The sequence below is a fragment of the Pseudomonas khorasanensis genome (genome assembly GCF_014268505.2).
Taxonomy (GTDB): domain Bacteria; phylum Pseudomonadota; class Gammaproteobacteria; order Pseudomonadales; family Pseudomonadaceae; genus Aquipseudomonas; species Aquipseudomonas khorasanensis.
This window is the reverse complement of record NZ_JABWQP020000006.1, coordinates 189,512-215,883: the sequence shown is the minus strand read 5'-3', so window position 1 is coordinate 215,883 and position 26,372 is coordinate 189,512. Positions and strand designations below refer to the sequence as shown.

Genomic DNA, 26,372 nt, shown 5'->3' with positions numbered 1-26,372 from the left:
GCGGCTTCCTTGTTGCGGAAAATGGATTAACGAACGGCGTCGACGCGGATTCTCAGCGGTTGAGGATCGCTGCCGTCCAGTTGCACGGCGTGGTTTTCGGTGGTGATGAACATCAGCTCGCCGTTGACTTCAATGCGCGCGCTGACCGAATAACGGTGGCCGGGTTTGACCTGCGCGGGATCGTAGCTCAGGCGAAATGGCAGTGGCACCTGGCCTTTGACCGGGCCTTTTTGCTGATCGAGGACGACGGCTGGCGCATCGGCCAGCGACACGTCTTGCAGGCTGACGCTCAGGGTCGCGCTCGGAGGCAGGGCGATGCGTTGCAGGTAAAAGACCTCGCCGTCGAGGCTGGCCTTGCCGGACGGGCTAGTGGATTGGCAGGCGCTGAGCAGCGTGGCGGCAGCGAGGGTCAGCAGTTTTTTCACGTGTGAATCTCCTTTCAATGTGGGAGCGAGCCTGCTCGCGAATGCGGTGGATCAGTCAACATTTACGGTGACTGATCCGCCTTCGCGAGCAGGCTCGCTCCCACAGGGTATTTGTGTCAGGCCTCAGGCTGTGGCGTGATCTGATCAGCAGCATCTTCACTGCGATGCAAAGCCACCTGACGAATCGACAAACGAATTTCCGCCGGCAACACGCGCTTGGCCGCGCCTTCGGCCAGTTCGCCGAGCAGTTCGTGATAGCTCAGCTTGCCGGCTTCATCGCGACGCAGCACATCGAGGTCGAGCAGGGTCTGGATGAAATGGCGGAACAGGCTCTTGTCGAAGAATTCCGGCGCATTCAAGCCGTGCAGGATCGACAGGCGCTGGGCCATGACCGTGCACAGGTCTTCCAGCTCTTCGGCGCTGATGCTGTTCTGGCCGCTGTTGAGCAGCAACGACACGGTCATGTAGAACCGTTGCAGGGTCTGGGCAATGCTTTTGGACAACAATGTCAGCAGCACGAAATGCCGCGAGCTCGGTGCCGGGCGCAGGTACAGGTCCTTCTCGAAACGCAGCAGGCCCTGCTCGACGAAGGCCTCCAGCCACTGATCGATCACCGCGTCGAGTTCGTCCAGGCTCCAGCGAATGAACAACTCCGATTGCAGATACGGGTAGAGCGCCCGGGTGTAGCGCAGGATCTGTTCGCGGCTCATGCGCGAAGTGCTCTGGAAGAAACTCGCCAGCAGCGAGGGCAGGGCGAAAATGTGCAGCACGTTGTTGCGGTAGTAAGTCATCAGGACGGCGTTCTGCTCGTCCAGATAAAGAATCTTGCCCAGCGCATCGTTCTGCTCGGCGAGCAGGTCCATGTCCTTCACATGTTCGATCAGCGCGCGGCCATCGCCTTCAGGCAATGTCGTGTGTGGTGAGTACGGGACTTTGCGCAGCAGCGCCAGATAAAGATCCAGCACGCGCGCCATGGCGCGGTCATCCAGCGCCAGGCGCGTGGTCGAGAGCAGCGCCAGTGCCACCAGGTTCACCGGGTTGATTGCCGCCGCTTCGTTCAGATGCCGTGCGACTTTCTCGCCGAGGCGATGCGTGGTTTCGTTCAGCCACGCCGGTTTGAACTGCGGGCCGAGTTCCTGTTGACGCCAGTCCGGTTGTTCGGCGTCGAGGAATTCGGCGAGTTTGATCGGCTCACCGAAGTTGACCGCGACCTGGCCGAAACGCTGCTTGAGTGCGCCGATGACCTTGAATATGTCGAAAATCGATTCTTTCTTCTTGCTCGCGCCGCGCAGTTCGCCCAGATAAGTGCGACCTTCCAGTACGCGCTCGTAACCGATGTACACCGGCACAAACACGATTGGCATGCGCGATGAGCGCAGGAAGCTGCGCAGCGTAATCGCGAGCATCCCGGTCTTTGGCTGCAGCATGCGCCCGGTGCGCGAGCGGCCGCCCTCGACGAAGTATTCGACCGGGAAACCTTTGGTGAACAACGTATGCAGGTACTCGTTGAACACCGAGGTGTACAGCGGATTGCCCTTGAACGTGCGGCGCATGAAGAACGCACCGCCACGGCGCAGCAAACTGCCGATCACCGGCATGTTCAGGTTGATCCCGGCGGCGATATGCGGCGGGGTCAGGCCGTTGCGAAACAGCAGATACGAGAGCAGCAGGTAGTCGATGTGGCTGCGGTGGCACGGCACGTAGATCACTTCGTGACCCTGGGCAACGTTCTGCACGCCTTCGATGTGGTTGACCTTGATGCCGTCGTAGATCTTGTTCCAGAACCAGCTCAGCACCACTTCCAGAAAGCGGATCGCGGTATAGGTGTAGTCCGAGGCGATCTCGTTGCCGTAGCGCAGGGCCTGAGCCTTGGCTTTTTCTGCGGAGATGTTCTCGCGTTCGGCTTCGTCGAGGATCGCCTGTTTGACCAGCGGCTGGTTAAGCAGGCCTTTGACCAGATTACGCCGATGGGAAATGTCCGGACCGATCACCGCCGCTTTCAGATTACGGAAGTGCACCCGCAGGATTCGTTGGGCCATGCGCACGGTACGCTCGTGGCCCTTGTTGTGCTCGATCAGCTCGCGCAGATGGATCGGTGCGGAAAACTGCACACGGGTTTTACGCCCGAGCACGATGATGCTCAACAGCCGACGCAGACGCCCGGTGACCGCCCAGCTGTCAGCAAACAAGAGTTTCCAGGGGCTGTTTTCGCTGTCTGGCGATTGGCCCCAGAACACGCTGACCGGAATGATCTGCGCGTCTTCAGCGGCGTTCTGGGTCAGCGCGCTGACCAGGCGAGTCAGGGTCGGCGGCGCACCGCGTTTATCCTGGCGACCGAGCCAGTCCGGGTCCGGCGTGAGGTAGAAAAACGCCGCCGGCTCGATCAGCGAACCCACCGACACCGCCAGCACGGGACGTGGCAGTCCGGCCTTGGTGCACTCTGTGTCGACCACGGCCAGGTCGGTCAGCGAAGGGTTTTGCAGGACGTAGAACACCGGACGACTGCGGTCGAGGTTGAGGGTGAACGACGACTGATTGATCGTCTCGGAGCGAACCCAGAGATACAACAGGCGGCGCAAGGTGCCAAACACAAGACGGCGGAACGGGGAGCGGGTCATACGGCTTCTGCGTGAGTGAGTAAAAACCGAGCGGGTGCTCGGGAGGGCGCTAGTGTGCCGGATTCACGGAAAATCGGCAAAAAAGCGCCGAAGTAATCTCTTGTTGAGAGTTTTTCCACCTGTCATATACTCGGCGCTCTGTCGCCGGGGCCCTGTAATGGGCATCGGACACAGGCTGACGTTCCTCTAAGGCTTTCCTGCGAAAAGCCCGTCCAATAATAAGAAGGGAGTATGAACAGATGGCAACACGCGAAACCGGCAACGTGAAGTGGTTCAACGACGCCAAGGGTTACGGCTTTATCCAGCGCGAAGACGGGGTGGACGTGTTCGTGCACTACCGCGCGATTCGCGGCGAAGGGCATCGCTCGCTGACCGAAGGTCAGCAGGTTGAGTACGCCGTGATTACCGGCGAGAAAGGCTTGCAGGCCGAGGATGTTGTGGGCCTGTAACACAAATCTGCAGAGCGCCAAAAACCACTGTGGGAGCGAGCCTGCTCGCGAATGCGTAGTGTCAGTCGGTATGAATGGTGACTGATACACCGCATTCGCGAGCAGGCTCGCTCCCACATGGGCTCTACGTTGCCCGTGGTTAAGCCGTTTTCCAGGTGATCTCTTCTTCGCCGTCTTCGCTGATGCGAATCCAGCGGTCGGCCGTTTCTTCACCTTCCTCCTCAACCCACGTCCCCGGCGCGCAGCGCACTTCCACGTTCAGCGCGGCAAAGGCTGCGCGGGCGCAGGCGATGTCGTCGTCCCATGGGGTCTGGTCGCTTTCCAGGTACAGGCTGTTCCATTTGCCCACGGCTTTCGGCAGCCAGGTGACCGGCACGCTGCCGGCCTTGCACTTGTAGGTCTGGCCTTTCTGTACCCAGTCGCTGCAAGCGCCCAGCGCTTCGCCCAGCCAGGCGGAAATGGCCTTGTGGTCGACGTCGGCGTCTTTCAGGTAAATCTCGATATCCGGTTGGCGCATGGATGTCCTCACTGCGGGTCTGAAAAATCCATTCGCGGATTTAGCCGGCCCCGGGCCGTTGCCCGAGGCCAAAAGTTATTGAAGAACGAAATAATCGTAGCGCATGGATACGGTGGTCTCGAACGGCTCGGCCTGCTCGATCACCGCCGCGCGACGTTCGGCACTGGCGCGCCAGCCGTGGGGCGTCATCGCCAGCAGGTTGGCGCGATCCTCGGGCTTGTCGAGCGTCAGTTTGAATGCCAGGGTTTCGCTGTGTGCCAGCGCCATGCCCTCAGGCACCAGGGCCAGGTGCTTGTCGTCGGTGTACTCGCGCACTTCGTCGTACAGGCGTTCGCGCAATTCCATCAGATGGCCGCTGGTGGGGCCGACTTTCATCAGCCCGCCGCCGACGCTGAGCAGACGCTTGGCTTCGGCCCAGTCCAGCGGGCTGAAAACGCTGGCAAGAAACTGGCAGCTGCCCGATGCCAATGGCACCCGGGCCATGCTGGCGATCAACCAGGTAATTGCCGGGTTGCGTTTGCAGGCGCGTTTGACCGCTTCGCGGGAAATATCCAGCGCATAACCATCAGCGTTCGGCAAAGCCTCGGCGATTTGCGCGGTGTAATAACCTTCGCCACAGCCGATATCGACCCAGCGATCCGGCGAATAGCTCGCCGCCAGTTCAGCCAGACGCTTGGCCACCGGCGCGTAATGCCCGGCATTCAAGAAGTCGCGACGCGCTTCAACCATCGCCTGATTGTCGCCAGGGTCGCGGCTGTTCTTGTGCTGCACCGGCAGCAGGTTGAGGTAACCCTGCCGCGCACGGTCGAAACGATGCCCGGCGGGGCAGACCACGCCGTTGTCCACCGCGTTGAGCGGTTCACTGCAGATCGGGCACGCGAGCATCAGGCGAGCAACTTGATCAGGGTCTGGTAGTAGATTTCGGTCAGCACGTCGAGATCGGCTGCCAGCACGCGTTCGTTGACTTGGTGAATGGTCGCGTTGACCGGACCCAGTTCAACCACTTGCGTGCCCATGGTCGCGATGAAACGGCCATCGGAGGTTCCGCCGCTGGTCGAAGCCTTGGTTTCGCGACCGGTGATGTCCTTGATGCTCGACGACACCGCATCGAGCAGGGCGCCCGGTTCGGTGAGGAATGGCAGGCCCGACAGCGCCCAGTCGACGTGCCAGTCCAGGCCATGCTTGTCGAGGATATCGGCGACGCGTTTCTGCAGGCCTTCGACGGTCGATTCGGTGGAGAAACGAAAGTTGAACACCGCCACCAGATCGCCCGGAATCACATTGGTCGCGCCGGTGCCGGAATTGAGGTTGGAAATCTGGAAACTGGTCGGCGGGAAGAAATCGTTGCCGTGGTCCCAGTGCTCGGCGGCCAGTTCGGCCAGCGCGGGAGCAGCGAGGTGAATCGGGTTTTTCGCCAGATGCGGGTAGGCCACGTGGCCTTGCACACCTTTGACCGTTAGCTTGGCGCCCAACGAACCGCGACGACCATTCTTCACGACGTCGCCGACCAGCGTGGTGCTCGACGGCTCGCCGACGATGCACCAGTCCATACGCTCGTTGCGCGCGACCAAGCGTTCGACCACAGCTTTGGTGCCGTGGTGCGCCGGGCCTTCTTCATCGCTGGTGATCAGGAACGCGACCTTGCCTTTGTGGTTCGGGTAGTCGGCGACAAAGCGCTCGGCGGCCACCGTCATCGACGCCAGGCTGCCTTTCATGTCCGCTGCGCCACGGCCACAAAGCATGCCGTGTTCATCGATCACTGCGTTGAACGGATCGATCTGCCATGCGGTGACCGGGCCGGTCGGTACCACGTCGGTGTGGCCGGCAAAGCACAGCACCGGGCCTTCGTTGTTGCCGTGGGTGGCCCAGAAGTTATCCACATCTTCGATGCGCATCGGCTCAAGGGTGAAACCGGCATCGCCCAGGCGCTGCATCATCTGCTTCTGGCAATCGGCGTCGACCGGCGTCACAGAAGGACGGCGGATCAGGTCGATGGCCAGTTGAAGGGTCGGCGAAAGGTCGGCGTGGGCCGTCATGGAAAACTCCGGATCATGGGGTATGGGCTTGGCTTCTAATGGGGGAGCGAGCCTGCTCGCGAAAGCGGTGTATCAGACAACCTAAAGGTTGAATGTTACAAAGCCTTCGCGAGCAGGCTCGCTCCCACAGGGGCAGTTCCGTCAGTCAGACCGGATGCCGCGCCAAGCCCCGCAAAATGGCGGTTATCTTAAAGCAAAACGGCGACCATTGGCCGCCGTTTAGTGCATCGTTAAGGATTTAGACGACCGGCGCCGGTTCCGCCACCGCCACAGGTTTTGGCAGCGACGACAGGAACGCCATGATCAGCGCCGCCAGATACGGCAGCGACTGCACCAGCAACATGATCACCCAGAAGCGCATGTCGTTGCTCGGGATGCCATTGACCAGGTAGATCCCCAGCGCCGCGCCCCACAGCAGCAACATGATGAACAGCTCTTCCCGCGCTTCGGAAATTGCCACCCAGAAGCCATGGTTGTCGGCGTTCTTCGGCGTGCGGAAGAATGGAATGCTGCTGGTGAAAAAGCCATACAGCACCGCTTTGGCGATGGTGTGCGACAACGCCAGCCCTGCCAACGCTGCGCAGAACGCGTCTTTCAGGTTGACGCCAACAGCGCGGCGGTAGAGGAAGATGATCTTGCCCACCTTGAACACGAACAGCGCCAGCGGCGGAATCGCGAAAATCAGCAGCGGCGGATCGACCCGTTGCGGCACGATGATCATCGCCGCCGACCACAGCAGCGCGCCGACGGTGAAGAAGATGTTCATGCCATCGGCCACCCACGGCAACCAGCCCGCGAGAAAGTGATAACGCTGGCCGCGCGTCAGTTCGGTGTCCTTGCCGCGCAGCAGGCTGCGGGTGTGGCGCTTGATGATCTGGATCGCGCCATAGGCCCAGCGGAAGCGCTGCTTCTTGAAGTCGATGAACGTGTCCGGCATCAGGCCTTTACCGTAGCTGTCGTGGTAATACGCCGCTGACAGGCCTTTCTCGAACACGCGCAGACCCAGTTCGGCATCTTCACAGATGCACCAGTCGGCCCAGCCCAGTTCTTCCAGCACCGAGCGCCGGGTCATGGTCATGGTGCCGTGCTGAATGATCGCGTCACGGTCGTTGCGGGTGACCATGCCGATGTGGAAAAAGCCTTTGTATTCGGCATAGCAGAGCTTCTTGAAAGTGCTTTCGTTCTGGTCGCGATAATCCTGCGGCGACTGCACCACGGCGATTTTCGGATCGGCGAAGTGCGGCACCATATGCTTGAGCCAGTCCGGGTGCACGCAGTAATCGGAGTCGATCACGGCGATCACTTCGGCATCTTTCGCCGTGTGTGGAATCAGGTAGTTCAGTGCGCCGCCCTTGAAACCGGCCAGCGGCGAAACGTGGAAAAACTTGAAGCGTGGGCCGAGCGTGGCGCAGTAGTCGCGCACCGGCTCCCACACCGCCGGATCCTTGGTGTTGTTATCGATGATCAGGACTTCGAAGTCCGGGTAATCAAGGTTGGCCAAGGCGTCGAGGGTTTGTTTCACCATCTCCGGCGGCTCGTTGTAGCAGGGCACATGGATCGAGACTTTGGGGCGGTAGTCCGAGTCGCCAAGTACCGGCAGGAACTCGCGCCGACGCTTGTGAATCCACACCGCTTCGGCCAGCTCATGGGCCTCGGTCAGCAAAACGATGAACACCCCAAGCGCACCGAGCGCGAGAAGGAAACCCACCGTGAGACTGAACCACGTGCTGTACTGCTGGCTGTAGTCGTAGCCGATATACACCAGCACCGAACCGCACAGGAACGCGATGAAGGTCAGGAACGTGCGACCGCGCTGGCGCAGGGCCGAGCCGTCGATCATCAGCAGCGTCAGCGACAGCAGTGCCAGCACCACCGAACCGATGGCCAGCACGCGCCATTGCGGGATCGCCACGACCGGGCCTTCGAAGTTGAATTTCTGCTGGCGCGCAGCGTTGAACACGCCCCAGTAGGCGCCCACCGAACCTTCGTCACTGGCCTTCCAGGGCTGATCGAAGGCTTCGATCACGAAGTAGTTGAAGCCTTGGCGATTAAGCTTGTTGACCAGCGTGCGCAGGTAAATCGCCTGGTCCGCTGGCGTCGCATCGGCGCCGCCGCGCATGCGACCGTTGCTCGGCCAGCCCACCTCGGACAGCAACAGCGGTTTTTTCGGGAACAGCTTTTTCAGGTCGCGGGCGCGGTCGAAAACGAACTGGCCGGCCTTGTCGACGGGGATGAATTCCCAGTAAGGCAAAACGTGCGCGGCGATCAGGTCCACGTGTTTGGCCAGTTGCGGGTATTTTTCCCAGATGTGCCATTGCTCGGACGTGGTTACCGGCACCTTCACCGCCGCGCGCACCCGATCGAGCAACACGATCAGGGCTTCGGGGGTGATTTCTTCGCGGAACAACGCTTCGTTGCCGACCACCACGCGTACAACGCTGCGCGAGGTGTTGGCCAGTTCGATGGCTTTGATGATTTCCCGTTCGTTGCGTTCCTGATCCGGGCTGATCCAGATGCCGAGGGTGACGCGCAGACCGAACTCTTCTGCCAGTTTCGGAATGTCTCCCAGCGAGCCGTCGACCGAGTAGATACGGATGTTGTCCGTCAGCTTGCTCATGATCTCCAGATCGCGGCGCATCTCGTCGTCAGTCGGATACTGATCCTTCTGTGGGAATTGCCCTAGCTGGAATGGCGAATAGGAAAAGCCGGAGATTTGCTGCGGCCAGTTCGGCGCGGTGACCGGACGATTGACCAACGCCCAGAAACCGGTGAACAGGGCAGCGATGGCCAGCACGACCACCAGGTTGAGTCCAAATTTACGCGATGACATAGCTATTTCGGGTTCCAGAGGCTGTGGAACGAAGGAACGGTTGGCGTAGCGCCTTTCTGTAGCAAAAGGGCGCGCATCCTACACCGGCAGTCTACGAGTCGTACAACAGACGTAGAAATGCTCGACCTTGGGCAACCGGCCAGCACTTAAGTTCTTACACTTGATCGCGAAGCTTAAAACTTGCCGCTGCGAAGCCCTATAATGCGCGCCGGTTTTTGGGGTAATGGTCATGAGTACAGAAGATCCGCGGTTTGCAGGCATCGCCCGTTTGTACGGCATCGAGGGCCTGGAACGCTTGCGCGCCGCCCATGTGGCGATCGTCGGTGTCGGTGGCGTCGGTTCCTGGGCGGCGGAAGCCATGGCCCGTTGTGGCGTGGGTGAAATTTCGCTGTTTGACCTGGACGACGTCTGCGTCAGTAACGCCAATCGTCAATTGCATGCACTGGACAGCACCGTCGGCAAGCCCAAGGTCGAGGTGATGGCCGAGCGTCTGCGCGGGGTCAATCCCGATTGCACCGTGCACGCCGTGGCGGACTTCGTTACACGCGACACCATGGCCGAGTACATAACGCCCGACATCGACTGCGTGATCGACTGCATCGATGCGGTCAACGCCAAGGCCGCGCTGATTGCCTGGTGCAAACGGCGCAAGATCCAGATCATCACCACTGGCGGCGCGGGCGGGCAGATTGATCCGACGCTGATCCAGGTGTGCGACCTCAACCGCACCTTCAACGACCCGCTGGCCTCAAAAGTGCGTTCGACGTTGCGTCGCGACTACGGTTTTTCGCGCACCGTGACCCGCCATTACAGCGTGCCCTGCGTGTTTTCCACCGAGCAACTGCGCTATCCGAAACCGGATGGCAGCATCTGTTTGCAGAAGAGTTTCGTAGGCGATGGCGTGAAGCTGGACTGCGCCGGAGGGTTTGGCGCGGTGATGATGGTCACGGCAACGTTTGGCATGGTTGCGGCGACCAAGGCTGTGGACAAAATCGTGGCGGGTGTGCGGCGGCCGTCGGACCGGATCAAGCCGCAGGCCTGATGCTGAGGCTGCCGGCCTCTTCGCGGGCAGGCTCGCTCCCACAGGGAAAACGCATTCCAATTGTGGGAGCGAGCCTGCTCGCGAAGGCGATTAGCCTGCCAACTCATTCATCCGTGTGAGCACCGCATTCAAGCCATTGCTGCGCGAAGGCGACAACTGCCGCGACAGCCCGAGCTGATTGAACCAGTCGGGCAAATCCACCTGCCGCAACTCAGCCGCCGACAGCCCGTTGACCCGCAACAGCAGCAACGCCACCAATCCGCGAATCATCCGCGCATCGCTGCTTGCCGAAAATTGCCAGTGCCCGTCCTGTAGTGCCCCGACCAGCCACACCTGACTTTCACAGCCATGCACCCGGTTGGCATCGCATTTATCCGCTTCGTCCAATGGGGGCAGACGGTCACCAAACTGCATCAACAGGCGCGCCCGCTGTTCCCAGCCCGCCGCGTTGTGGAATATCTGCAGCGCCTCGGCGGCAGCCATCGGCAAACTCATCGCAGCAACTCCAGCGCCTGATCCAGCGCTTCGAAAAACCGCTCCAGATCCTCCGAGTCGTTGTACAGCGCCAGGGACACACGAATCGCCCCGGCCAGTTCAAAACCCTTCAGCAACGGCATCGCGCAATGATGCCCAGCGCGCACGGCGATGCCTTGCTCGGTCAGCAGATGCGCCAGGTCAGCGTTGTGTACGCCTTCGACGACAAAACTGGCCAGCGCCAATTGCGGCTTGCCCAGCAGGCGAATACCGGTGCGTGCGGCGAGACCGCGCAGCAGATAATCATGCAGCGCGGCTTCATGTGCCGACACCGCGTCCTGATCCAGCCCGGCCAGATAATCGAGGGTCGCGCCAAGGCCGATAACGCTGGCGATCGGCGGCGTGCCCGCCTCGAAACCCAGCGGCGCCGGGCGAAAGCGTGACTCGTGGTAATTGGCTTCCAGCACCATCTCGCCGCCGAACTGCCATGGCTTCAACTGCTCAAGCGCGGCGTTGCGCCCGAACAACACGCCCAGACCCTCGGGGCCGTAGAGCTTGTGGCTGGAAAACACGTAAAAGTCGCAACCGAGCGCTTGCACGTCGTGTCTGCCATGAACAACGCCTTGGGCGCCATCGACCACCGTCAGCGCGTTCTGCGCCTTGGCCATGCCCAGCAAAGTCGTCAATGGCTGCCAGGCGCCGAGCACGTTGGAAAGCTGGCTCACCGCCAACAAACGTGTACGCGGACCGATCAAATTTACGGCGGCGGCCAGGTCGATCAAACCGTCGGCATCCAGCGGCAGGATCACCAGTTTCAGATCGCGGCGTTGCGCCAGTTGCTGCCACGGCAGCAGGTTGGCGTGATGCTCCAGGGCGCTGATGACGATTTCATCGCCCGGGTGAAAAAGATGTTCCAGGCCATAGGCCAGGAGGTTCAGCGCGCTGGTGGCGCCGTGGGTGAAGATGATCTGCCCGCTGTCGCCCGCGTTCAGCCATTGAGCGACCTTGCGCCGACTGTCCTCGAAAGCCTGCGTGGCGTGGGCGCCAGGCAGGTGTTGCGCGCGGTGCACATTGGCCGCGCCGTTGGCGTAGTAATGCGTCAGCGCGTCGAGCAGGGCCTGGGGTTTTTGCGTGGTGGCAGCGTTGTCCAGATAGGTCTGGTCTTGCCGTTGCAGGGCGGCGATGGCCGGAAAGTCAGCGCGCCACGGGGAGGGAATCATCATCTGTTCAGCCCTGTGAAATTGGGCGGGGTGTACGCCAAACCTTGTGGGAGCGAGCCTGCTCGCGAAGCTCTTGGCGTCCTCAAGGACGCTTTCGCGAGCAGGCTCGCTCCCACAGGAGGTCATTGCAGCATTGTCAGTTGTGAGCGTGCAGCGCTTCGTTCAGTTCGATCGCCGATTTGTGGGTCTTGCACTCCACGGCACCGGTTTCCGAATTGCGGCGGAACAGCAAGTCAGTCTGGCCAGCCAGTTCGCGCGCCTTGACCACTTTGACCAGGTTGTTGTGCTCGTCGAGCAGCGCCACCTTGGTACCGGCAGTCACGTAAAGGCCGGACTCCACGGTGTTGCGGTCGCCCAACGGGATACCGATACCGGCGTTGGCGCCGATCAGGCAGCCTTCGCCGACCTTGATCACGATGTTGCCGCCGCCCGACAGCGTGCCCATGGTCGAGCAACCGCCGCCCAGGTCCGAACCCTTGCCGACGAATACGCCAGCGGATACGCGACCTTCGATCATGCCCGGGCCTTCGGTGCCGGCGTTGAAGTTGATGAAACCTTCGTGCATGACGGTGGTGCCTTCGCCCACGTAAGCGCCCAGACGCAGACGTGCAGCGTCAGCGATGCGCACGCCAGCCGGAACCACGTAGTCGGTCATTTTTGGGAATTTGTCCACCGAGAACACTTCCAGCAACTCGCCGCGCAGACGGGCTTCCAGTTGCATTTCCGCCAGTTCGCTCAGGTCGATCGCGCCCTGGCTGGTCCAGGCAACGTTTGGCAGCAGCGGGAAAATCCCGGCAAGGCTGACGCCGTGCGGCTTGACCAGGCGGTGCGACAGCAGGTGCAGCTTGAGGTACGCCTCAGGTGTCGAGGTCAGCTGTGCGTCTTCGGCCAGCAGGGTCGCGACCAGCGGTTTGTGGCTTTCGGCCAGACGGGTCAGCAGCTTGCCTTGAACCGCGTCGATGCCCTTGACGGCTTCAGCCAGTTGCGCAGCCTGCGCAGTGGTGAAGGTGATGGCCTGGTTGCCTTCGGTGTAGCCGAGAATCGGGGCAACCGCAGCGACCAGTTCGGCCGATGGATTGAGCAGGGGCTGGGCGTAGAACACTTCCAGCCATGCGCCTTGGCGATTCTGGGTGCCGACACCAAAGGCGATGCTGAACAGGGAGTTGGACATGTGAATACCTCTGCAAAAAATGACGGGCTGCTTACTTCAGAGCGGCCGCGTAGATGTCTGGCTTGAAGCCAATCAGGGTTCGGTCACCGAGATCGAGCACCGGGCGCTTGATCATCGAGGGTTGGGCGAGCATCAGTTCGATGGCTTTCGACTGGTCGAGATCGGCTTTGCGTTCGTCGTCGAGTTTGCGAAAGGTCGTGCCTGCGCGGTTCAACACCGTTTGCCAGCCGTGCTCGTCACACCATTGGGTCAGGTGCTCACGGTCGATACCGGCGGTTTTGTAATCGTGAAATTGATAGGTGACAGCGCGCTCATCAAGCCAGGTGCGCGCCTTTTTCATGGTGTCGCAGGCCTTGATGCCGAAAAGGTGCAACGTTTTACTTGAAACGGTCAAGGAATTGCCCCCTTTACAGGTGCTGGAAAAAAAAGGTGAAGGATTATGCCATGACCGGACGGTTTCGCGGCGCCCACGGTCGATTCGCAGCAACAAAACCCTGTAGGAGCTGTCGAGTGAAACGAGGCTGCGATATTCAGGATCAAAAGATCGCAACGTTCCGCAGCTCCTGCACGAAGGTCGCGCGGCAGAGCTGCGACATAAGTGCAACGGTCACGCGCAGCCTAACCCTCTAATATGGCAGTTCAACGCTGTCGATTTGTCCGGGATTTTCGTTTTATGCAAACCGCTTACACCGTCCTTATTCTGTTGATGCTGGTGAGCGTCTCGCGTCTGGTTGGCCGGGTTATCCCGTTGCCCTTGCCGCTGGTCCAGATCGCCGCCGGTGCCTTGCTCGCCTGGCCGACCCTTGGTCTGCACGTGGCCCTTGATCCTGAATTATTTCTTTTTCTGTTCCTGCCGCCACTGCTGTTTTCCGATGGCTGGCGCATGCCCAAGCGCGCGCTTTGGCAGTTGCGAGGTCCGATCCTGACGCTGGCAGTCGGCCTTGTCCTGTTCACGGTGGTGGGCGCCGGTTATTTCATTCATTGGCTGCTGCCGACGATTCCGCTGCCGGTGGCCTTCGCCCTCGCGGCCGTCCTGTCGCCCACCGACGCCGTGGCGGTGTCGGCGATTTCGCAGAACCGCTTGCCCACGCCGCTGATGCACATGTTGCAAGGCGAGGCGCTGATGAATGATGCCTCGGGTCTGGTGACCTTCAAGTTCGCCCTGGCTGCAGCGGTGACTGGCGTGTTCTCGCTGACCAGCGCCAGTCTGACCTTCGTTGCGGTGGCGCTTGGTGGCCTGGCGATCGGCGTGGCGCTGAGCTGGCTGGTCGGGCGCCTGCGGGCGTGGATGATCGCGCGCGGTTGGGATGATCCGGCCACGCATGTGGTGTTCATGTTGCTGCTGCCGTTCGCCGCTTATGTCTTGGCCGAACGTCTAGGCGCTTCGGGCATTCTTTCGGCAGTGGCGGCGGGCATGATGCAGAGCTGGCTTGATCTGCTGCCACGGCAGACCAGCACCCGGTTGCTCAATCGCAGCGTCTGGTCGCTGCTGGAATTTGCCTTCAATGGCTTGATCTTCTTGCTGCTGGGTCTGCAATTGCCGGACATCATCAAAGCGGTGGTCAGCCACGAGCCGACGTTGTGGCCGACGCTGTTCTATCGCTGCCTTGATGTGCTGGCGATTTTCGTCGCGCTGGTGTTACTGCGTTTCATCTGGGTGCAAAGCATCTGGCGCTTGTCGGTGTTGCTGCGCCGATTGCGCGGCAAGGGCGAACTGACGCAAGTGCCGACGGCGCGCTCATGCTGGTTGCTGACGGTGGGTGGTGTGCGCGGGGCGGTGACGTTGGCGGGCGTGATGTCGGTGCCGATGCTGATGGGCGCGCAGGCTTTCCCCGAGCGCGATCTGCTGATCTTCATCGCTGCCGGAGTGATCCTGCTGTCGCTGGTTTCGGCTTGTATTGCGCTGCCCTTGTTGCTGCGCGGCATCGAAAAAAGTCCCGACGACAAGCGTCGCCAGGAAGTGCGCGAGGCTTGGCGCAAAACCGCCGAGGCCGCGATCCATTCGCTTGAATCCGAAGAGGTTGTCCCGCAGGACGCTGCTCAAGCGGCGCTGGCGGCAGAGCGCAAGGCGCGGATCATGTCCGAATATCGACATCAGCTGGATGTGTTCAACGATTCTGCCGAGGCTCAGGCGTTGGCGTTTCAGATGGATCTGCTTGAGCGTCGTTTGCGATTGAAAGCGCTGCGGGCGCAACGCCTTGAGTTGTATCGCCTGAGCCGCCAGCATGAAATCGGCGACGACGTGCTAAGGGAAGTACTAGCCGACCTTGACTTGAGCGAGGCCAACCTGGGGCAGGTCAGATAGGCCTGTCACCCACTGTATGACCTGCCCGCGCCGGGTTTCCCAACACGGGCATGTCAGGTATCAGGAGCGGCGATGGATGAAATCGCGAATACGCTCGGCAGCCTCCACGCATTCCGCCAATGGCGCAACCAGCGCCATGCGCACCCGACCGGCTCCCGGATTCACACCGTCGACGTCGCGTGAAAGATAGGAGCCCGGCACGACGGTCACATGCTCCTGCTCAAACAGATCGCGGCAGAACGCTGCGTCATCACCTTGCACGTTCGGCCACAGATAGAAGCTGCCATCGGGACGCTGCACATCCATCACTGGACTGAGAATGTCCAGCACCGCATCGAACTTCTCGCGATACAGCGCACGGTTGGCGCGTACGTGCACTTCGTCATTCCAGGCGGCAACGCTGGCGAGTTGCGTTTGCACCGGCATCGCGCAGCCGTGGTAAGTGCGATACAGCAGGAAGCCTTTTAGAATGTCGGCATCGCCCGCCACAAAACCGGAACGCAGGCCCGGCAGGTTGGAGCGCTTGGACAGACTGTGGAACACAACGCAGCGTTTGAAGTCCTGGCGACCCAGTTCGACGCAGGCCGTGAGCAGGCCCGGCGGTGGGGTCTGTTCGTCGAAGTACAGTTCGCTGTAGCACTCATCGGCGGCAATCACGAAATCGTACTCGTCAGCCAGGGCGATCAGTTTCTTCAGGACATCGACCGGAATCAGCGCGCCGGTCGGGTTGCCCGGGGAGCACAGGAACAGAATCTGGCAGCGCTTCCAGATGTCCGGAGAAACGGCATCGAAATCCGGGTTGAAGCCGTTTTCATCCAGGCACGGCAGGTAGTGCGGCTTGGCCCCGGCAAGGAACGCCGCGCCTTCGTAAATCTGATAGAACGGATTGGGGCTGACCACCAAGGCGTCGTCGCCACGACTGACCACGGTCTGGGTGAACGCGAACAGTGCTTCGCGGGTGCCGTTGACCGGCAGCACATTGCGCGCCGGATCGATCCAGCCGTTTGGCACGCCGAAGCGGCGCTCGCACCAGCCGGCGATGGCTTCGCGCAGGGCCGGGATCCCGAGTGTTGTCGGGTACACCGCCATCTGATCCAGGTTATTGGCCAGAGCTTCGGCGACAAAGCTCGGCGAGCGGTGTTTCGGCTCGCCGATCGACAGGGCGATGGGGCGCTTGTCCGGGTTCGGTGTGACGCTGCCGAGCAGGGCGCGGAGCTTTTCGAACGGGTATGGCTGGAGCTGGTTCAGAGCGTTGTTCATCGGTGCGGGGTCTCGTGCAAAACGGTTAAATCCGGACGCGCAGTCAGATACTGATGCGCGACAGGTTGATATCGGGTTCCTGATTGACGCTCAACTGCTCCACGATCGCGTCCTGCAAACGGCTGCACAGCACCGGGTCGGACAGTTGCTGATTGTGCGCGTCGGTGATGAAGAACACGTCTTCCACGCGCTCGCCCAGGGTTGCAATCTTGGCGTTTTGCAGCGATAGGTCGAACTCAAGGAAAATCCCGCCGACCCGCGCCAGCAGCCCCGGACGGTCGGGTGCTGTCAGTTCCAGTACGGTCACCGGGCGTTGCGCGTCGTTATGGATCGTCACTTGCGGCGCAAACGCAAAATGCTTCAGTTGGCGCGGCACTCGGCGCTGGATGATGGTCGGGTAATCGTCCGGATTGCGCAGGGCTTCGGTGAGGCCCTCGCGGATTTGCTTGATCCGCACCGGGTTGTCGCCGATGGATTCGCCGTCGTTGTCGAGCACGATGTAGGTGTCGAGGGTGAACTGGCTGCTGGACGTGATAACCCGGGCGTCATGAATGTTCAGGTTGAGCTGGTCCATCGCCGCCACGGTCACGGCGAAAAAATCATGCTGGTCCGGCGCATAAATGAAGATCTGCGTACCGCCTTCGAACTCGCGCTGGGTGGTTTCCTTGATCAGCACTAACGGTCCGCCATCGACCGGCTGCTGCAGGATCGCGTCGCTGTGCCAGGCCACATCGCCAGCGGTGTGGCGCAGGAAATAGTCATCGCCCAGTTGCCCCCAGAGTTGCTCGACATCGTCCGGGTCGGTCCCGCCGCGCACCAGAATATCCAGCGCGGCGCTTTGTGTCTGACGGATCTGCTCTTCGCGGTCCACCGGGTTTTCCAGGCCGCGACGCAAGGCGCGCTTGGTTTCGGTGTAGAGCTGGCGCAACAGGCTCGCGCGCCAGGAATTCCACAGTGTCGGGTTGGTCGCGTTGATGTCGGCCACGGTCAGCACGTAAAGGTAGTCGAGGCGGGTCTCATCGCCGACCGCCTGCGCGAAGTCATGAATCACCTGCGGGTCGGACAAATCCTTGCGCTGCGCGGTGGTCGACATCACCAGATGGTTCTGCACCAGCCAGACGATCAGACGGCTGTCCCATACCGGCAACTGGTGGCGTTGGCAAAAGGCTTCGGCATCGACCGCGCCGATCTCGGAGTGATCGCCGTGCCGGCCCTTGCCGATGTCGTGGTACAGGCCCGCGATGTAAATCAGTTCGGGCTTGGGCAGTTTGGCCATTAGCTTGGCGGCAAGCGGGAATTTTTCCGAGACCTGGGTGTACTGCAGTTTGCGCAGGTGCTTGATCAAATTCAGCGTGTGGGCATCGACCGTATAGATGTGAAACAGGTCATGTTGCATCTGCCCGACGATAAAGCCGAACTCCGGCAGGTAGCGTCCGAGAATGCCGTAGCGGTTCATCCGTCGCAGGTTGCGGTGGATGCCGATCTTGCACTTGAACAGCTCGATGAACAGGCTGGTATTGCGGATATCGTTGCGGAAGTTGTCATCGATCAGGTGACGATGCTCGCGCAGCAAACGAATGGTGTCGGCGCGTACCCCCTTGATTTCCGGTTGCTGGGCCATCAGCACGAAAATCTCCAGCATGGCAAACGGCGTACGCTGGAACACGTTGTCGTTGCGCGCTTCGATGTAGCCGTCGTGCAATTGAAATCGTGAGTTGATCGGTTGCGGCGGCGCTTCGTCTTCAGGGGCGAGGATGACTTCCTCGAAATGCTGAATGATCAGATCGCTCAGTTGCGCGATGCTCATCACCGTGCGGAAGTACTGTTGCATGAAGTTTTCGACGGCCTGTTTGGCGTCGTCACCTTCAAAGCCGAGCAGGCCAGCGATGGTGCGCTGGTGATCGAACAGCAAGCGGTCTTCAGAACGACCGGCGAGCATGTGCAGGGCGTAGCGCACTTTCCAGAGAAATTCCTGGGAGGAGGCGAGCAGGGCGTTTTCGCTTTCGACCAGGAAACCTTCGCCGGCAAGGGCGCGCAGGTTCAGGGTGCCGTATTGACGACGGGCTACCCACAGAATCGTCTGGATATCGCGCAAGCCACCGGGTGAGCCTTTGACGTTGGGCTCAAGGTTATATTCGGTGTCGTTGTACTTGTGATGCCGGGCCTTTTGTTCGGCATGCTTGGCCAGGAAGAACTCCCTGGACGGCCACATACGGGCTGTGCTGGTGACATCGAGCATGCGCTGGCGCAGGCGCTCGGGGCCGCAGATGGTGCGGCTCTCCATCAGATTGGTGACGACGGTCAGGTCGGCGCGCGCCTCTTGGGCACATTCGTCCACCGAGCGAACGCTCTGACCGACTTCCAGGCCGATGTCCCACAGCAAAGTGAGAAACCGCTCGATCGAATCGCGGAAAATTTCGTGATCGTCGCTGTCCAGCAGGATCAGCAGATCAATGTCGGAATAAGGATGCAGTTCCCCGCGACCATAGCCGCCGACCGCGACCAGGGCGATGTCAGCGTCTTCGCTCCAGTCAAACTGCTTCCAGGCCCTCTGCAGGATGTTGTCGACGAACCAGGCGCGGTCTTCGATCAGGCGGCGGATATCCCGGCCGCTGCGAAAACGCGCGTCGAGCACCTCGCGGGCCTGGCGGATCGCCTTCTTGAACGCCGCCACAGGACTCGCTTTGAGAGCCAGTTCCGCCTGGAACTGGCCGCGGTCGAAGAGTTCGGGATCCACCTGCGGCATCGATTGGCTTTCCTTCTATCTATAAAGGCTGTGGGGCGTTCTGTGGATCAGGCCGAGATGCGCGCGATGGTGTCATCGCTGCGCAAGGTGAAGATCTCGTAGCCGGTGTCGGTGACCAGCAGAGTGTGTTCCCACTGCGCCGACAGCTTGCGGTCTTTGGTGATCGCGGTCCAGCCATCGCCCAGCACCTTGGTGTCGGCCTTGCCCTGGTTGATCATCGGCTCGATGGTGAAGGTCATGCCGGCCTTCAGTTCCATGCCGGTACCGGCTCGGCCGTAATGCAGGATCTGTGGCTCTTCGTGAAAAACCTTGCCGATGCCATGGCCGCAGAATTCGCGCACCACCGAGAAGCCGTTCTTTTCCGCGTGCTTCTGGATCACTTCACCGATGTCGCCGAGGCGGCAGCCGGGTTTGACGATCTCGATGGCTTTGTACATGCATTCCTGAGTGACCTGCGACAGGCGCTCGGCCCACACCGGTACTTCTCCGACATGGAACATGCGGCTGGTGTCGCCGTGGTAACCGTCTTTGATAACGGTGACGTCGATGTTCAGGGTGTCACCGTTTTTCAGCGGCTTGCCGTTCGGGATGCCGTGGCAGACCACATGGTTGATCGAGGTGCAGATCGACTTCGGGTAACCCTTGTAGTTGAGCGGGGCAGGGATGGCCTGCTGCACATTGACGATGTAGTCGTGGCAGATCTGATTCAGTTCATCAGTAGTCACGCCCGGTTTGACGTGTTCGGCGATCATTTCCAGCACATCGGCGGCCAGTTTGCCGGCGACACGCATGCCAGCGATGTCCTCGGGGGTTTTGAGGTTGACGGTCATACAGGCTCTCTCTGCGCTCGGCGGCGCTTACGGATACGAATAGGGCGGCGAGTGTTCGATTGGCGACCCTGAAAAACGCGATTCTAACAGACGCACGGCGCAAATCTGCGCTCGGGTACATTGCTTCTCTCTATACAATGGTGCTCGTGAAGCCGATTCCAATGGGGCGGCGCCCATGCCCCTGGTGCGAATACAGATTCCGGGTTCCGTTTTTGCGCACCCTGTGGTATAAAATGCGCCGCTTTCCGGGGATGCCCCGAAAGGCTTAAATCCACACACGTGTCGACACGATGACCTGGGTGCTTTTGGCTTTATGCCACTGGTTGGTCATTGGGATACGTGGAGGCCAAACCCGACTTATCAAGGAACTATCATGTCCCAAGTCAATATGCGCGATATGCTGAAGGCCGGTGTGCACTTCGGTCACCAAACCCGTTACTGGAATCCGAAAATGGGTAAGTACATTTTCGGCGCGCGTAACAAGATTCACATCATCAACCTTGAAAAAACCCTGCCAATGTTCAACGAAGCTCTGACTTTCGTAGAGCGTCTGGCACAGGGCAAAAACAAGATTCTGTTCGTCGGCACCAAGCGTTCCGCTGGCAAGATCGTTGCTGAAGAAGCAGCACGTTGCGGTTCGCCGTACGTGGATCACCGCTGGTTGGGCGGCATGCTGACCAACTTCAAGACCATTCGTGCTTCCATCAAGCGTCTGCGTGACCTTGAAGTTCAAGCCGAAGACGGTACTTTCGCCAAGCTGACCAAGAAAGAAGCGCTGATGCGCACTCGTGATCTTGAGAAGCTTGATCGTTCGCTGGGCGGCATCAAGGACATGGGCGGTCTGCCAGACGCGCTGTTCGTGATCGACGTTGACCACGAGCGCATCGCGATCACCGAAGCCAACAAGCTGGGCATCCCGGTTATCGGCGTTGTCGATACCAACAGCAGCCCGGAAGGCGTTGACTACATCATCCCAGGCAACGATGACGCCATCCGCGCCATCCAGCTGTACATGGGTTCGATGGCTGACGCAGTTATCCGCGGTCGCAACAACAATGCTGGCGGTACTGTTGAATTCGCAGCTGAAGAAACTCAGGCTGCAGCTGAGTAATTGACGCCCTGGCGTTGACTCAGTAAGCAAAAAGGGGGCTTGGCCCCCTTTTTGCCACCTCGAAAACCATTTGTCGGCGCCCACGTCTCTATTTGTAATGTGCGGCAGCTAACAAGGGTGGTTCGGGACGAATTGAACGCCCGTTCGATCGGGTGGAATGGTTGAAAACCTATCCAAGAGGAATTTGAAAATGGCAGCAATTACTGCAGCGTTGGTCAAAGAACTGCGCGAGCGTACCGGCGAAGGCATGATGGATTGCAAGAAAGCCCTGGAAAAGGCTGACGGCGACATCGAAAAAGCCATTGATGACATGCGTGCTTCGGGCGCGATCAAGGCTGCGAAAAAAGCGGGCAACGTTGCCGCTGAAGGCGCAATCGCAATCAAGGACGACGGTAAAGCTGCCGTTATCCTGGAAGTGAACTCGCAGACCGACTTCCTCGCTCTGCAAGACGACTTCAAGAACTTCGTCGCTGACAGCGTTGAAAAAGCCTTCGCTGACAAGCTGACCGACGCTGCTCCGCTGATCGCCGCTCAAGAATCTGCTCGTGAAGCCCTGGTTGGCAAAGTTGGCGAAAACGTTAACATCCGTCGTCTGACCCGCATTGAAGGTGACGTTGTAGGTTCGTACCTGCACGGCAACAAGATCGGTGTTGTTGTCGCTCTGAAAGGCGGCGACGTCGAGCTGGCCAAAGACATCGCGATGCACGTAGCAGCAAGCAATCCTGAGTTCCTGCTGCCTTCGCAAGTTTCGGCTGAAGCGATCGAGCGTGAAAAAGCTGTGTTCCTGCAGCTGAACGAAGAGAAAATCAAAGGCAAGCCAGAAAACATTGTTGAGAACATGGTCAAGGGCCGTATCAGCAAGTTCCTGGCAGAAGCGAGCCTGGTTGAGCAGGCGTTCGTCAAGAACCCTGAAATCAAGGTTGGCGAGCTGGCCAAGAAAGGCGGCGCAGAAATCGTTTCCTTCACTTACTACAAAGTAGGTGACGGCATCGAGAAGCCGGTCGACAACTTCGCTGAAGAAGTTGCTGCCCAGCTGGCTGCCGCCAAGCAATAAGACGGTTTTCAACTGTCGCCCGAAAGAGGCTGCCCGCTCACGCGCGCAGCCTCTTTTCAGATGGGGTTACCAATTTTTTATTTGGTTTCCATCCGGAACTGACTTACAAAGCCATGTTCCGATGGCGCTGAAGCAGCGCCAAGCTAGAGTGAACGCCAGCTGTAAACAGCTCGCACAGAATTTTTAATACGCCGCAGGAGAGATTCGCAATGGCTCAGCAGGGCAGTGGTTATCAGGCTCGCTATAAACGCATTCTACTCAAGCTTAGCGGCGAGGCCCTGATGGGCTCGGAAGAGTTCGGGATCGATCCGAAGGTGCTGGATCGCATGGCGCTGGAAGTCGGCCAACTGGTCGGCATCGGCGTCCAGGTCGGTCTGGTGATCGGCGGTGGCAACCTGTTCCGTGGCGAAGCCCTGAGCAAAGCCGGTATGGATCGGGTAACAGGCGACCACATGGGCATGCTGGCCACTGTGATGAACGCCCTGGCCATGCGCGATGCGCTGGAACGTGCCAATATCTCGGCCATCGTCATGTCGGCCATTTCCATGGTCGGTGTGACCGATCACTATGATCGCCGCAAAGCCATGCGCCACCTTAACTCCAAGGATGTGGTGATTTTCGCCGCCGGTACCGGTAACCCGTTCTTCACCACGGATTCGGCAGCATGCCTGCGCGCAATCGAAATTGACGCCGATGTTGTGCTCAAGGCGACCAAGGTTGATGGGGTTTATACCGCAGATCCGTTCAAGGACCCGCATGCCGAGAAGTTCGATCATCTGACTTATGATGAAGTGCTGGATCGCAAGCTGGGTGTCATGGATCTGACCGCTATCTGCCTGTGCCGCGACCACAAGATGCCGTTGCGCGTTTTCAACATGAATAAACCCGGCGCCCTGCTGAATATCGTACACGGCGGCGCTGAAGGGACTTTGATCGAGGAAGGCCAACAATGATCAACGAAATCAAGAAAGACGCCCAAGCGCGTATGCAGAAATCCCTGGAGTCTCTGAGCCATGCATTCGGCCAGATTCGTACCGGCAAGGCTCACCCGAGCATCCTCGGCAGCGTGATGGTGCCTTACTACGGTGCTGACACCCCGCTGAGCAGCGTGGCCAACGTCACCGTAAAAGACTCGCGTACCCTGCAGGTCGTGGCGTTCGAGCGCAACATGCTTGCTGCCGTCGACAAGGCTATCCAGAGCGCCGGTCTGAACCTCAACCCGACCAACCTGGGTGAGTTGCTGCTGATTTCCATGCCTGCCTTGACCGAAGAAACCCGCAAGGGCTTCACCAAGCAGGCGCGCAGTGCCGCGGAAGACGCGCGCGTTGCCGTACGCAACATTCGTCGCGATGCCTTGGGTGATCTGAAAAAACTGGTCAAGGACAAGGAAATCAGCGAAGACGAAGAGCGTCGTGCCATCGCTGATATCGACAAGCTGACCAAAGACGCCGAGGCCCAGATCACCAAGGCCACGGAAGAGAAAGAAAAAGACCTGATGGCCGTATAAGGGTCGAGCTTTAAATGGACAAGACCAAGCAGACTGCGCCGTCCGCGGTGCCGCGCCATGTCGCGATCATCATGGATGGCAATAATCGCTGGGCGAAAAAACGCTTTATGCCGGGTGTCGCCGGTCATAAAGCGGGCGTGGATGCTGTGCGGGCGGTGATTGAGGTGTGCGCTGAGGCCAAGGTCGAGGTGCTGACCCTGTTCGCCTTCTCCAGTGAGAACTGGCAGCGCCCGGCCGATGAAGTCAGCGCCCTGATGGATCTTTTCTTCAAGGCGTTGCGTCGTGAGGCCAAGCGCCTCAACGACAACAACATCAGCCTGCGCATCATTGGCGATCGCTCGCGTTTTCACCCTGAACTTCAGGCGGCGATGCGCGAAGCCGAGGCCATGACCGTCGGCAGCAACCGCTTTGTCCTGCAGATCGCCGCGAATTATGGCGGTCAGTGGGATATTGCACAGGCTGCGCAGCGCCTCGCTCGCGAAGTCCAGGCCGGGCACCTGCGTCCGGAGGACATCACGCCTGGGCTGCTGCAGACCTGTCTGGCAACCGGTGACCTGCCTTTGCCCGATCTGTGTATCCGCACCGGGGGCGAGCACCGCATCAGCAACTTCCTGCTGTGGCAACTGGCCTACGCCGAGTTGTACTTCTCCGACCTGTTCTGGCCGGACTTCAAACACGAAGCCATGCGCAATGCGCTGGCCGATTACGCTTCGCGCCAGCGTCGTTTCGGTAAAACGAGCGAACAGGTCGAAGCTGGAGCCCGGGTTTAATGCTCAAACAACGAATCATCACTGCGCTGATCCTGCTGCCGATCGCCTTGTGCGGCTTTTTCCTGCTTGAGGGGTCTGGTTTTGCGCTGTTCATCGGTCTGGTCGTCAGTCTTGGCGCCTGGGAATGGGCGCGTCTGGCGGGCTTCACGGCTCAATCGTTTCGCGTTGGCTTCGCCGCCGTTGTCGCGTTGATGTTGTTGGTCATGCATTTGCGGCCCGGTCTTGCACCCTGGGTGCTGGGCGCTTCGGTGCTGTGGTGGGCTGTCGCCACCTATCTGGTGCTGACCTATCCACATTCGAGCAAGCGTTGGTCCAGTGCCGCCACCAAGCTTGTGATTGGCCTGCTGATCCTGCTGCCGGCTTGGCAAGGTCTGGTGCAGATCAAGCAATACCCGCTGGGTAACTGGCTGATCATGGCGGTGATGGTGCTGGTTTGGGGTGCTGACATCGGTGCCTATTTCTCTGGCCGCGCGTTCGGCAAGCGCAAGTTGGCGCCTCAGGTCAGTCCGGGTAAAAGTTGGGAGGGCGTGTACGGTGGGCTGGCGCTGAGTCTGGTGATTACCGCTATCGTCGGTCTGGTGCGTGACTGGACGGTGGCCGAGCTGCTCAAGGGCTTGATTGGCGCAGCAGTGATCGTCTTCATTTCCGTTGTCGGTGACCTCACCGAAAGCATGTTCAAGCGCCAGTCCGGCATCAAGGACAGCAGTAATCTGCTGCCCGGCCATGGCGGAGTGCTGGACCGTATCGACAGCCTGACCGCTGCGATTCCGGTCTTTGCCGTATTGCTCTGGATGGCTGCGCCGTGAGTCGCCCCCAGCAGATTACCGTGTTGGGTGCGACCGGATCGATCGGTCTGAGCACCCTTGACGTCATTGCGCGTCATCCAGAGCGTTACCAGGTTTTCGCACTCAGCGGTTTCAGTCGCCTGAGTGAGCTGCTGGCGCTGTGCATTCGTCATGTACCGCAATTTGCCGTGGTGCCGGAAGTCGCTGCGGCGCGTGGGTTGCAGGATGATTTGCGCGCTGCCGGCCTGTCGACCCGCGTGTTGGTCGGGGAGGCGGGATTGTGCGAAGTCGCCTCCGCTGCGGAAGTTGATGCGGTGATGGCCGCCATCGTCGGCGCGGCCGGTCTGCGTCCGACCCTGGCGGCTGTTGAAGCGGGCAAAAAGATTCTTCTGGCCAACAAGGAAGCGCTGGTCATGTCCGGCGCTCTGTTCATGCAGGCTGTGCGCAAAAGCGGTTCCGTGCTGCTGCCGATCGACAGTGAGCACAATGCAATTTTCCAGTGTATGCCCGCAGATTTCGCTCGCGGTCTGGGTGCAGTGGGTGTGCGGCGGATTCTGCTGACAGCCTCCGGTGGGCCTTTCCGGCAGACGCCGCTGGCCGAACTGGCGAATGTTTCACCTGATCAGGCCTGCGCGCATCCGAACTGGTCCATGGGGCGCAAGATTTCCGTGGATTCGGCGAGCATGATGAACAAGGGGCTTGAGCTGATCGAGGCCTGCTGGTTGTTTGATGCAAAGCCGGCACAAGTCGAGGTTGTGATTCATCCCCAGAGCGTGATCCATTCTCTGGTCGATTACGTGGATGGCTCCGTGCTGGCGCAATTGGGCAATCCCGACATGCGCACACCGATTGCCAACGCGCTGGCATGGCCGGAACGCATCGACTCCGGCGTACCGCCGCTGGATCTGTTCGCCATTGCGCGGCTGGATTTCGAAGCGCCTGATGAGGATCGCTTCCCTTGCCTGCGCTTGGCACGTCAAGCGGCAGAGGCCGGAGACAGCGCGCCAGCAATGCTCAATGCGGCCAATGAAGTGGCCGTCGCCGCGTTTCTGGACGGACGGGTTCGCTACCTCGAAATCGCGAGTATCATCGAGGAAGTCTTGAATTTGGAGCCGGTAGTGGCCTTGAACGATCTCGATGCCGTGTTCACGGCAGACGCTCAGGCTCGGATGCTGGCTGAGCAATGGTTGAGTCGGCACAATCGATAGAATCTGTAACACAC

At 60.0% G+C, this 26,372-nt stretch carries 23 protein-coding genes; 10 read left to right on the top strand and 13 right to left on the bottom strand.

Annotated features, from left to right (window positions below; all coding sequences use genetic code 11):
• Window positions 1-26 precede the first annotated feature (26 nt).
• Together HU727_RS15880 and plsB are read right to left on the bottom strand one after the other, a co-directional pair.
• Window positions 27-425, bottom strand: a complete 399-nt coding sequence (locus HU727_RS15880; RefSeq protein WP_186533185.1) for a YbaY family lipoprotein — start codon at window positions 423-425, stop codon at window positions 27-29.
• Between the two features lie 116 nt (window positions 426-541).
• Window positions 542-3,043 carry a glycerol-3-phosphate 1-O-acyltransferase PlsB gene (plsB, locus tag HU727_RS15875; RefSeq protein ID WP_186533184.1) on the bottom strand — a complete coding sequence of 834 codons (2,502 nt, stop codon included), beginning with the start codon at window positions 3,041-3,043 and terminating at the stop codon, window positions 542-544.
• Between the two features lie 239 nt (window positions 3,044-3,282).
• Between plsB and HU727_RS15870 the strand changes: the two genes are divergently transcribed.
• A complete protein-coding gene (locus HU727_RS15870) occupies window positions 3,283-3,492 on the top strand; it encodes a cold-shock protein (protein WP_007908870.1) in 210 nt (69 codons plus the stop codon).
• A 139-nt stretch (window positions 3,493-3,631) separates the two neighbouring features.
• Here HU727_RS15870 and HU727_RS15865 read toward each other — a convergent pair whose 3' ends face one another.
• The 4 genes from HU727_RS15865 to HU727_RS15850 form a co-directional block, all read right to left on the bottom strand.
• Window positions 3,632-4,009: a hypothetical protein gene (locus HU727_RS15865; RefSeq protein ID WP_186533183.1), complete on the bottom strand. Its 378-nt coding sequence runs from the start codon at window positions 4,007-4,009 to the stop codon at window positions 3,632-3,634.
• Window positions 4,010-4,084: 75 nt separating this feature from the next.
• Window positions 4,085-4,894: a putative RNA methyltransferase gene (locus HU727_RS15860; RefSeq protein WP_186533181.1), complete on the bottom strand. Its 810-nt coding sequence runs from the start codon at window positions 4,892-4,894 to the stop codon at window positions 4,085-4,087.
• Window positions 4,894-6,045: a succinyl-diaminopimelate desuccinylase gene (gene dapE / locus HU727_RS15855; RefSeq protein WP_186533179.1), complete on the bottom strand. Its 1,152-nt coding sequence runs from the start codon at window positions 6,043-6,045 to the stop codon at window positions 4,894-4,896. The genes HU727_RS15860 and dapE overlap by 1 nt, the downstream gene beginning before the upstream one ends.
• Window positions 6,046-6,283: 238 nt before the next feature.
• Window positions 6,284-8,875 (bottom strand): glycosyltransferase, encoded by a 2,592-nt coding sequence (locus HU727_RS15850; protein ID WP_186533172.1) that lies wholly within the window; start codon window positions 8,873-8,875, stop codon window positions 6,284-6,286.
• Window positions 8,876-9,098: 223 nt separating this feature from the next.
• Between HU727_RS15850 and tcdA the strand changes: the two genes are divergently transcribed.
• Entirely contained in the window at window positions 9,099-9,917 is an 819-nt protein-coding gene (gene tcdA / locus HU727_RS15845; protein WP_186533170.1) for a tRNA cyclic N6-threonylcarbamoyladenosine(37) synthase TcdA, read from the top strand.
• Between the two features lie 90 nt (window positions 9,918-10,007).
• Here the strand turns inward: tcdA and HU727_RS15840 are convergent, their stop codons facing one another.
• From HU727_RS15840 to HU727_RS15825, 4 genes are all read right to left on the bottom strand, one after another.
• Entirely contained in the window at window positions 10,008-10,412 is a 405-nt protein-coding gene (locus HU727_RS15840) for a SufE family protein (protein WP_186533169.1), read from the bottom strand.
• Complete coding sequence (locus HU727_RS15835) at window positions 10,409-11,614, bottom strand: aminotransferase class V-fold PLP-dependent enzyme (RefSeq protein WP_186533167.1); 1,206 nt, start codon at window positions 11,612-11,614, stop codon at window positions 10,409-10,411. Before HU727_RS15835 ends, HU727_RS15840 begins: the two co-directional genes overlap by 4 nt.
• A 133-nt stretch (window positions 11,615-11,747) precedes the next feature.
• Window positions 11,748-12,782 (bottom strand): 2,3,4,5-tetrahydropyridine-2,6-dicarboxylate N-succinyltransferase, encoded by a 1,035-nt coding sequence (gene dapD / locus HU727_RS15830; protein ID WP_003222105.1) that lies wholly within the window; start codon window positions 12,780-12,782, stop codon window positions 11,748-11,750.
• 31 nt (window positions 12,783-12,813) lie between these two features.
• Window positions 12,814-13,176, bottom strand: a complete 363-nt coding sequence (locus HU727_RS15825; RefSeq protein WP_225919850.1) for an ArsC family reductase — start codon at window positions 13,174-13,176, stop codon at window positions 12,814-12,816.
• Between the two features lie 279 nt (window positions 13,177-13,455).
• Between HU727_RS15825 and HU727_RS15820 the strand changes: the two genes are divergently transcribed.
• Complete coding sequence (locus HU727_RS15820; RefSeq protein ID WP_186533165.1) at window positions 13,456-15,087, top strand: Na+/H+ antiporter; 1,632 nt, start codon at window positions 13,456-13,458, stop codon at window positions 15,085-15,087.
• A gap of 60 nt (window positions 15,088-15,147) precedes the next feature.
• On the opposite strand, the gene dapC is transcribed toward HU727_RS15820, so the two are convergent.
• Genes dapC through map form a run of 3 tightly spaced genes read right to left on the bottom strand, consistent with a single transcriptional unit; the run spans window position 15,148 to window position 19,923 of the window.
• The gene (dapC, locus tag HU727_RS15815; RefSeq protein ID WP_186533164.1) at window positions 15,148-16,347 is read right to left on the bottom strand and encodes a succinyldiaminopimelate transaminase; all 1,200 of its coding nucleotides are present in this window, start codon (window positions 16,345-16,347) and stop codon (window positions 15,148-15,150) included.
• A gap of 43 nt (window positions 16,348-16,390) precedes the next feature.
• On the bottom strand, window positions 16,391-19,093 hold the full coding sequence (locus HU727_RS15810; protein ID WP_186533163.1) for a [protein-PII] uridylyltransferase: 2,703 nt from the start codon (window positions 19,091-19,093) through the stop codon (window positions 16,391-16,393).
• Window positions 19,094-19,140: 47 nt separating this feature from the next.
• Window positions 19,141-19,923 carry a type I methionyl aminopeptidase gene (gene map / locus HU727_RS15805; protein ID WP_186533162.1) on the bottom strand — a complete coding sequence of 261 codons (783 nt, stop codon included), beginning with the start codon at window positions 19,921-19,923 and terminating at the stop codon, window positions 19,141-19,143.
• Window positions 19,924-20,296: 373 nt separating this feature from the next.
• On the opposite strand from map, the gene rpsB reads away from it, so the two are divergent.
• From rpsB to ispC, 7 genes are all read left to right on the top strand, one after another.
• Window positions 20,297-21,034 (top strand): 30S ribosomal protein S2, encoded by a 738-nt coding sequence (rpsB, locus tag HU727_RS15800; protein ID WP_186533161.1) that lies wholly within the window; start codon window positions 20,297-20,299, stop codon window positions 21,032-21,034.
• A gap of 190 nt (window positions 21,035-21,224) precedes the next feature.
• Complete coding sequence (gene tsf / locus HU727_RS15795; protein WP_186533160.1) at window positions 21,225-22,088, top strand: translation elongation factor Ts; 864 nt, start codon at window positions 21,225-21,227, stop codon at window positions 22,086-22,088.
• A gap of 209 nt (window positions 22,089-22,297) precedes the next feature.
• The gene (pyrH, locus tag HU727_RS15790; RefSeq protein WP_003222124.1) at window positions 22,298-23,041 is read left to right on the top strand and encodes a UMP kinase; all 744 of its coding nucleotides are present in this window, start codon (window positions 22,298-22,300) and stop codon (window positions 23,039-23,041) included.
• The gene (gene frr / locus HU727_RS15785; RefSeq protein WP_186533159.1) at window positions 23,038-23,595 is read left to right on the top strand and encodes a ribosome recycling factor; all 558 of its coding nucleotides are present in this window, start codon (window positions 23,038-23,040) and stop codon (window positions 23,593-23,595) included. Before pyrH ends, frr begins: the two co-directional genes overlap by 4 nt.
• Before the next feature lie 14 nt (window positions 23,596-23,609).
• Complete coding sequence (gene uppS, locus HU727_RS15780) at window positions 23,610-24,365, top strand: polyprenyl diphosphate synthase (RefSeq protein WP_186533158.1); 756 nt, start codon at window positions 23,610-23,612, stop codon at window positions 24,363-24,365.
• On the top strand, window positions 24,365-25,171 hold the full coding sequence (locus HU727_RS15775; protein WP_186533157.1) for a phosphatidate cytidylyltransferase: 807 nt from the start codon (window positions 24,365-24,367) through the stop codon (window positions 25,169-25,171). The genes uppS and HU727_RS15775 overlap by 1 nt, the downstream gene beginning before the upstream one ends.
• Window positions 25,168-26,358, top strand: coding sequence for a 1-deoxy-D-xylulose-5-phosphate reductoisomerase (gene ispC, locus HU727_RS15770; RefSeq protein WP_186533156.1), 1,191 nt, complete (start codon window positions 25,168-25,170; stop codon window positions 26,356-26,358). Before HU727_RS15775 ends, ispC begins: the two co-directional genes overlap by 4 nt.
• Window positions 26,359-26,372: the final 14 nt, after the last annotated feature.

What these genes read in the sequence shown, in the direction of transcription:
- map (WP_186533162.1), bottom strand. Translation starts at nt 19,923, where the DNA reads ATGACCGTCAACCTCAAAACCCCCGAGGACATCGCTGGCATGCGTGTC.
- plsB (WP_186533184.1), bottom strand. Translation starts at nt 3,043, where the DNA reads ATGACCCGCTCCCCGTTCCGCCGTCTTGTGTTTGGCACCTTGCGCCGC.
- dapD (WP_003222105.1), bottom strand. Translation starts at nt 12,782, where the DNA reads ATGTCCAACTCCCTGTTCAGCATCGCCTTTGGTGTCGGCACCCAGAAT.
- tsf (WP_186533160.1), top strand. Translation starts at nt 21,225, where the DNA reads ATGGCAGCAATTACTGCAGCGTTGGTCAAAGAACTGCGCGAGCGTACC.
- HU727_RS15835 (WP_186533167.1), bottom strand. Translation starts at nt 11,614, where the DNA reads ATGATGATTCCCTCCCCGTGGCGCGCTGACTTTCCGGCCATCGCCGCC.
- dapC (WP_186533164.1), bottom strand. Translation starts at nt 16,347, where the DNA reads ATGAACAACGCTCTGAACCAGCTCCAGCCATACCCGTTCGAAAAGCTC.
- HU727_RS15810 (WP_186533163.1), bottom strand. Translation starts at nt 19,093, where the DNA reads ATGCCGCAGGTGGATCCCGAACTCTTCGACCGCGGCCAGTTCCAGGCG.
- uppS (WP_186533158.1), top strand. Translation starts at nt 23,610, where the DNA reads ATGGACAAGACCAAGCAGACTGCGCCGTCCGCGGTGCCGCGCCATGTC.
- HU727_RS15870 (WP_007908870.1), top strand. Translation starts at nt 3,283, where the DNA reads ATGGCAACACGCGAAACCGGCAACGTGAAGTGGTTCAACGACGCCAAG.
- pyrH (WP_003222124.1), top strand. Translation starts at nt 22,298, where the DNA reads ATGGCTCAGCAGGGCAGTGGTTATCAGGCTCGCTATAAACGCATTCTA.
- HU727_RS15860 (WP_186533181.1), bottom strand. Translation starts at nt 4,894, where the DNA reads ATGCTCGCGTGCCCGATCTGCAGTGAACCGCTCAACGCGGTGGACAAC.
- dapE (WP_186533179.1), bottom strand. Translation starts at nt 6,045, where the DNA reads ATGACGGCCCACGCCGACCTTTCGCCGACCCTTCAACTGGCCATCGAC.
- HU727_RS15840 (WP_186533169.1), bottom strand. Translation starts at nt 10,412, where the DNA reads ATGAGTTTGCCGATGGCTGCCGCCGAGGCGCTGCAGATATTCCACAAC.
- tcdA (WP_186533170.1), top strand. Translation starts at nt 9,099, where the DNA reads ATGGTCATGAGTACAGAAGATCCGCGGTTTGCAGGCATCGCCCGTTTG.
- rpsB (WP_186533161.1), top strand. Translation starts at nt 20,297, where the DNA reads ATGTCCCAAGTCAATATGCGCGATATGCTGAAGGCCGGTGTGCACTTC.
- HU727_RS15850 (WP_186533172.1), bottom strand. Translation starts at nt 8,875, where the DNA reads ATGTCATCGCGTAAATTTGGACTCAACCTGGTGGTCGTGCTGGCCATC.
- HU727_RS15865 (WP_186533183.1), bottom strand. Translation starts at nt 4,009, where the DNA reads ATGCGCCAACCGGATATCGAGATTTACCTGAAAGACGCCGACGTCGAC.
- HU727_RS15775 (WP_186533157.1), top strand. Translation starts at nt 24,365, where the DNA reads ATGCTCAAACAACGAATCATCACTGCGCTGATCCTGCTGCCGATCGCC.
- frr (WP_186533159.1), top strand. Translation starts at nt 23,038, where the DNA reads ATGATCAACGAAATCAAGAAAGACGCCCAAGCGCGTATGCAGAAATCC.
- HU727_RS15820 (WP_186533165.1), top strand. Translation starts at nt 13,456, where the DNA reads ATGCAAACCGCTTACACCGTCCTTATTCTGTTGATGCTGGTGAGCGTC.